6 protein-coding genes are annotated in these 5,498 nt (G+C 37.9%); 1 reads left to right on the top strand and 5 read right to left on the bottom strand.

The window, feature by feature from the left end:
* Nucleotides 1-114 precede the first annotated feature (114 nt).
* The 5 genes from P8O70_05065 to P8O70_05045 form a co-directional block, all read right to left on the bottom strand.
* Entirely contained in the window at nucleotides 115-1,005 is an 891-nt protein-coding gene (locus P8O70_05065) for a sugar ABC transporter permease (GenBank protein MDG2196248.1), read from the bottom strand.
* Nucleotides 1,006-1,134: 129 nt separating this feature from the next.
* Entirely contained in the window at nucleotides 1,135-1,428 is a 294-nt protein-coding gene (locus tag P8O70_05060; protein ID MDG2196247.1) for a hypothetical protein, read from the bottom strand.
* Nucleotides 1,429-1,614: 186 nt separating this feature from the next.
* Entirely contained in the window at nucleotides 1,615-1,884 is a 270-nt protein-coding gene (locus tag P8O70_05055; GenBank protein ID MDG2196246.1) for a hypothetical protein, read from the bottom strand.
* A 194-nt stretch (nucleotides 1,885-2,078) separates the two neighbouring features.
* Nucleotides 2,079-3,377: an extracellular solute-binding protein gene (locus P8O70_05050; GenBank protein MDG2196245.1), complete on the bottom strand. Its 1,299-nt coding sequence runs from the start codon at nucleotides 3,375-3,377 to the stop codon at nucleotides 2,079-2,081.
* A 1,312-nt stretch (nucleotides 3,378-4,689) separates the two neighbouring features.
* Nucleotides 4,690-5,106 (bottom strand): hypothetical protein, encoded by a 417-nt coding sequence (locus tag P8O70_05045; protein ID MDG2196244.1) that lies wholly within the window; start codon nucleotides 5,104-5,106, stop codon nucleotides 4,690-4,692.
* A gap of 105 nt (nucleotides 5,107-5,211) precedes the next feature.
* On the opposite strand from P8O70_05045, the gene P8O70_05040 reads away from it, so the two are divergent.
* Nucleotides 5,212-5,498 (top strand): phytanoyl-CoA dioxygenase family protein (locus P8O70_05040; GenBank protein MDG2196243.1); only part of this gene is annotated, 287 nt, incomplete at its 3' end.

Here is a 5,498-nt window from a genome sequence, read left to right as displayed (position 1 = left end):
AAAGACTCATTCATTGGTCTTAATGATGTAGAAAACATGTATAAAATTGGCATTAGGAACAAAAATGCGCTTATTGATACTATAAAAATGTTTATAAGGTTTATACTTTTATCTTTATTCATAATGGACCCATCTTTTACTCAGCCAAAACTGGAAAATAGTAAGTAATAATATTATCAAGAATAATGTCATCGAAACTGCAGAAGCATAACCCATATCAAACTTTTCAAAGGCTAAGTGATATATGTACATTGTTACACTTCGACTAGCATCTCCAGGTCCACCATCCGTTAGAACAACTATTGAATCAAAAACTTGAAATGCTCCAATCATAAACACTACGAGTACAAACAAAATTGTGGGAGTTAATAAAGGTAATTTAATAAAAATAAAAATTTTTAATTTATTTGCGCCATCTAAGACGCTTGCTTCGATCACATCTTTTGGTATATTCTGCAAACCTGCTAAAAATATTAACATAGCGAACCCGGTATTCTTCCATACATCCATTATTATAATTGAAGGTAAAACCCATTCAGCACTATTCAACCATGGTATCGGGTCAAATCCAAAGTTTGTTATATAATAATTAAACGCACCTGTATCCTTTTGGTAAAGAAATTTCCATATTATAGCGATATATGAATGTGCTAGTAATAATGGGAAAAAGAAGATAGATCGATATAAATTTCGTACCAAATTAGGCATTCTTTGGTTAAGCATTACAGCTAATAACAATCCTATACTAGTATTAAAAATTACAGCAAAAAAAGTAAAAAAAACTGTGTTTGAATACATCACAATTAATCTACTATCATCAAATAATTTTAAATAATTCTTAAATCCAATATATTTTGAGTTTCCCAGGATATTGTATTTCTGTAAACTTATATCGAATGCCTGGAATAACGGTATTAAAACAAATAATATAAAAAGAATATATGTCGGTAATATAAAAAGATAGGAATTAATTGATCTATTATACTTGAAAGCTGTATTATTCATTCTATTTCATTTAAATGATTCAGAGCTTTATAAAGCCCTGAATATTTATTTTTATAGTCTTTAAACTTAGATATGATCTAGCTTCATTTGACCTCACAATCCATCCTAGAGTAAGGTATGTAACTATCTCTAGTAGCCTGACAACGCATTCATGGACGCTATGAGTTGCCGTCGGTCTCTCACTGGCAACTGGCGGATAATTTTCTGTTCTCTCTCAGCACGGTAAAACGTATTCTTCAGCGTTCCAAAGATGATCTTCGCCGTCGTGCAGGCAGTGGCAACTCTGAAAAAATCCTTTAGGGCGAACGCCAGTGCATTGCTGAATATGCTCAACAATACCCCGATGCTTTTCTGTGAGAAGATGCTGGCGAAATTTAGAGAAAATGCGGGGTGCGTTTGACGGAGCAAGGGGTCAGTGTGCACCTTAGAAAACTCAAATGGTCGCTCAAAAAATAGACCTGTCTCTTCCGAATCTCTCTCTGAGCGCTGGCTGCAACAGTGGCAGACTTTATCGCGCAGTTGATGCCGTTGCTGCAAGAACCGAAGTTAGAGTTCCTTTGTGGCCACGAAACGGCCATCTACGTTGACTGGATTCGCTACATTGAACGATCAACTGAGGGACAACATGTGAAGAACTTCAACCATCAGCGAACCCAACCCAAGAAACATACACTCATCGCGGCGATGAGTGCTGAAAAGGTCTTTGTACCTTGGTGTTTTGAAGACTCGCTTGGCCGCGACAAGAAGCTGCAGTGCAACCACTGTGGCCACAGTTTCATGAAAATCATGTATTGATCCCCGACAATGCTCGGCCGCAGCTCGCTCGCGAAGTGCGAGAGTACCTGGCCGATCATCTGCTCCGGATTCTATTTTTGCCACTGTATTCACCGCATATGAATCCGATCGAAAAGCGGTGGGCGGCATCAAGCAACAACGTCGACAACGACGGGTTCGTTGCTTTCCTCAACTTCAAGCTACGCTTGAAGCCGACTTACTGGAGATCGTTTAGAAGAGTCGAAGAGACATTGTGGCAAGTTGTGGATATAGCTCATTTTTAAACTTAGAGACTATATTTAACCATAAGCTTCATCCATTGCTCTTTGTAACTCTTCATGCCAATCTTTCATCCCTTTTCTTATTTTAACCTGATTTGTCATCATCTTGCCAATGTGTCTAAGATTGATACTTTCTACTTCTGAAAAATTCTTAGGCGAAGGAACTGGTTTAATATCATCTAAACTTCCAAAAAATCTCTCTGCATTCTTAGGAAACTTTGAAAAATCTGGGGTTAGGCTCACTGATCTCCATGATGGAATTGATGTACCAATCTTTACATAACCCGTTTGATGATCCTGGCCAACCATGTGTTTTATTAATTCCATTGCCAACTCAGGATGCTTACATTCCTTTGTAATAGCATAACCACCTGAACCAAATACGGTTGTGGCAGCTCGCTGGCGAGGCCAATTTACAATATTTACTTGTTTAAAGTTATCTTTTATGTAGCTAGGAAATGGCCACCTACCCGCACCAGTCATTGCAATACCTTCATTCCTCATCAATTTATACACATCAACTCCTTCAGGAGCAGGACAAACTTTATGTTCATGCAAAAGCGAATGCAAAAATGTCATAGACTCTTCCATTTTTACATCATTTACATTTGAGTTTTTCCAATCATCAGTAAGATAAGAAGTATTATTTGTATACCACCAAGGAGTCATCCCAAAATTAAAGTAAGGTATACCAAAACCAAATACCTTTTTCCCATTTACATCTCTTGTCAAATTTTTAGCGGCATATAAAAATTCATCCCATGTCCAGTCTTGTTTTGGTTCTTCAAGTCCAATTTCATTCAACATTTCTGTGTTATAGTGGATTATCATATTATTCCACTCACGTGTCATGAAATAAGTAGTACCATCTGTAGCTTTTAAACCGTTATGTAAAGCTGGCTCAAACTGGTTTACAATTTTTTTCAATTCATCACTTGATTTTATCATATCATCCAGTGGCAATAAAAGTCCGGTATCAATACTTTCTTGTGTTCCTTCTATTGCTATTGACAAAATATCTGTTTTTAAACCCCCTAACGCCCTCATTTTAAAGTTATTTGTATAAACGCCCCAACCTCCTGGCCAAGGCTTATAAATATCATTAATTGTTACATTTGGATATTCCTTATTAAATTTCTTATAGATTCCTTTTTGATGTTCTTGTTGAGCCTCTCCACCAAAATTAAAGATATCTATTTGAGTTCTAATATCCCTAGATGGTTTAGCATAACTTTTTGATAATAAACCTCCTGTCACTAGTACCCCTAAAGTTGAAGCAGATATTTTCAACATTTTACGTCTATTAATTTCAGTCATAATAATCCTTTTTTTCTAGAATTGACGAACAAAAAAAATGAATTTTTGTTTAATATTTTCTCATTAACATGTCAAGCTAAAAAATTATCCAGCGTGTTTTATATATTTTTATTCAACATGGCTAGAATAAAAAAAGAAATTCAGAGTTGAAGATATTAAAATCTTGGAAAAAAGTTTCCTTTTTAATAATAAATTTAAGAAAGCAAAGATAGGGGAGGATTTAATCTGAGAGAGATTAAAGAGAAAAGGCGCCGCTTGCTTGAGAGTAAATAAACTTTAGATTTAGGTAGTGAATTTTGGAATGCTGGACACGTATATGGACACTTATAGCAGGTTTGATTATTAAATAAGGATTAACGTAAGGAGTTCGATCTTCCTTGCCTCCACTACAAAACAACATCAAACCTTCCCTCCACTGAATTATTTCTACGCGAGTAGCTTACTGAACTTCTCAATCCTCCGAAGTACCATTTCCTGATTTCAATAAGGTCCGTATTTCAAAGATTCAATTGCGTTAAACTTCACTCATTTTTTTAAGCAGTAGGCCCCTGCAGACGCAGTCCAACTGCTTGGGCAAAGACACCAAATTTTGGAATGGCGTCGTGAGAGGCTGGGAAAGACTTCACACAGTAAGCACCTGCGGAGGATCTCCAATAGCTTGGACAGGATCTCCCAATTTTTGGAATGGCATCTAACGCCCATGGTGATGATTTTACTCAATAGGCAATTCCAGAACTTTGCCATTACTTGGACAAGAACTGCTCACTTTTGGAATTTCTCCGAAGGCTATGTTTGGCGCCAAGATTGCCAAAGCGAAACTACCCAAACTCATTTGCTTGATGATTGATACTACTGCTTTTTTGAATTGATTCATGTCACTTCCAAAATGTTAGGAAGATTGTCAACAACCAAACTTGACTTGTTGAGATGACTATAAATTATTCTTATTATTCTGTTGAGGAGAGCCAGGGGAGAAACAAAATGTAGCTATCGCAGAATAGACTTTACGTGGTTTTTAGGAATTCTTAAACCGAGTTGAATTTAATCTTTTTTAGGGACTCGAAGGAATGTTGGCATTCTACTTTGAGAGAGTATGGTCGCTAATTACCATTTGCGCTGAGCTAACATTATTTTCGTTAGGTGATAGTTAAGGGTAAATGGAAGGACTAAATTGTGTGTCAAGACGTTTCACAGTAAGATGTTGTGCTTCCTATGGAACTTTAGAATTATCAATATGGATGAGTTGTGGATTCAAAACAGCCCCAAAAACATTCTTCAGGTAAGCTTCTATTCATTTTATGAGGGCAAATTTTTAAGTCAGATCTTCGTTGCCAGCTTTACGGAGTTCACGATTCAAACGCTTCTCCAGTTGTGCTCCATCCAATTGGTATCGATTGATCAGTTGATCCAGATACTCTCGTTCTTCCTGCACAAAGCGCCCATCACTGTAAACAGCTTCTGCTAGGATCGTATAAGCGAGATCGAGCTTGCTAGGATCTTCTTTCAAAATACCTATTGCCTTCTCCACGGGCATATGTTCGAGATCCTCTTGATAGACCGCAGAGATGGATAACTTCTGGCGAAAATCTTCTAATTCTTCTGCAGCATAGTGCCTGTCAGCTCGGTATAGATCATCCACAATCTTCAACAAAGCGATTTGCTCCTCCTCAGTCCAAGTAGCAAAACGCACTTTATTGGAGAGGGTCCGGAAAAATTCTGCTAGGCTCATGTTCATTCTCCTAAAGTGCAGGCGTTTGTTCTCTGGTTAGCAGGGACTAACTTCTTTGCATTCCTCAAATCAGGTTTCTTTGGAGACCATAGCAAACTTGGGTAGATGATGACAACTAATCAAGACAACTGGATCCAATATTTTCAGGAACATGGCTACGTAGCGATGGAGCGTGTCTTCTCGGAGGAGGAAGTGCAACGTATGCGCAAGGAGGCTGATGCAATTCTGGAATTGATCCTCAACTCCTCGAATTCCCTCCAGCGCCAGAGTGGACGCTTGGATCTGGTCCGGAATAAAGCGGGCTACCTCGTGCGCAAGATCCAGCCGATCAATGATCTATCACTCTACCTTTCACAAATTTCAGTTGATTCTCGCCTGCTCGACCCGATGCG

The sequence above is a fragment of the SAR324 cluster bacterium genome (genome assembly GCA_029245725.1).
Taxonomy (GTDB): domain Bacteria; phylum SAR324; class SAR324; order SAR324; family NAC60-12; genus JCVI-SCAAA005.
This window is presented reverse-complemented; position numbering and strand designations above follow the sequence as displayed.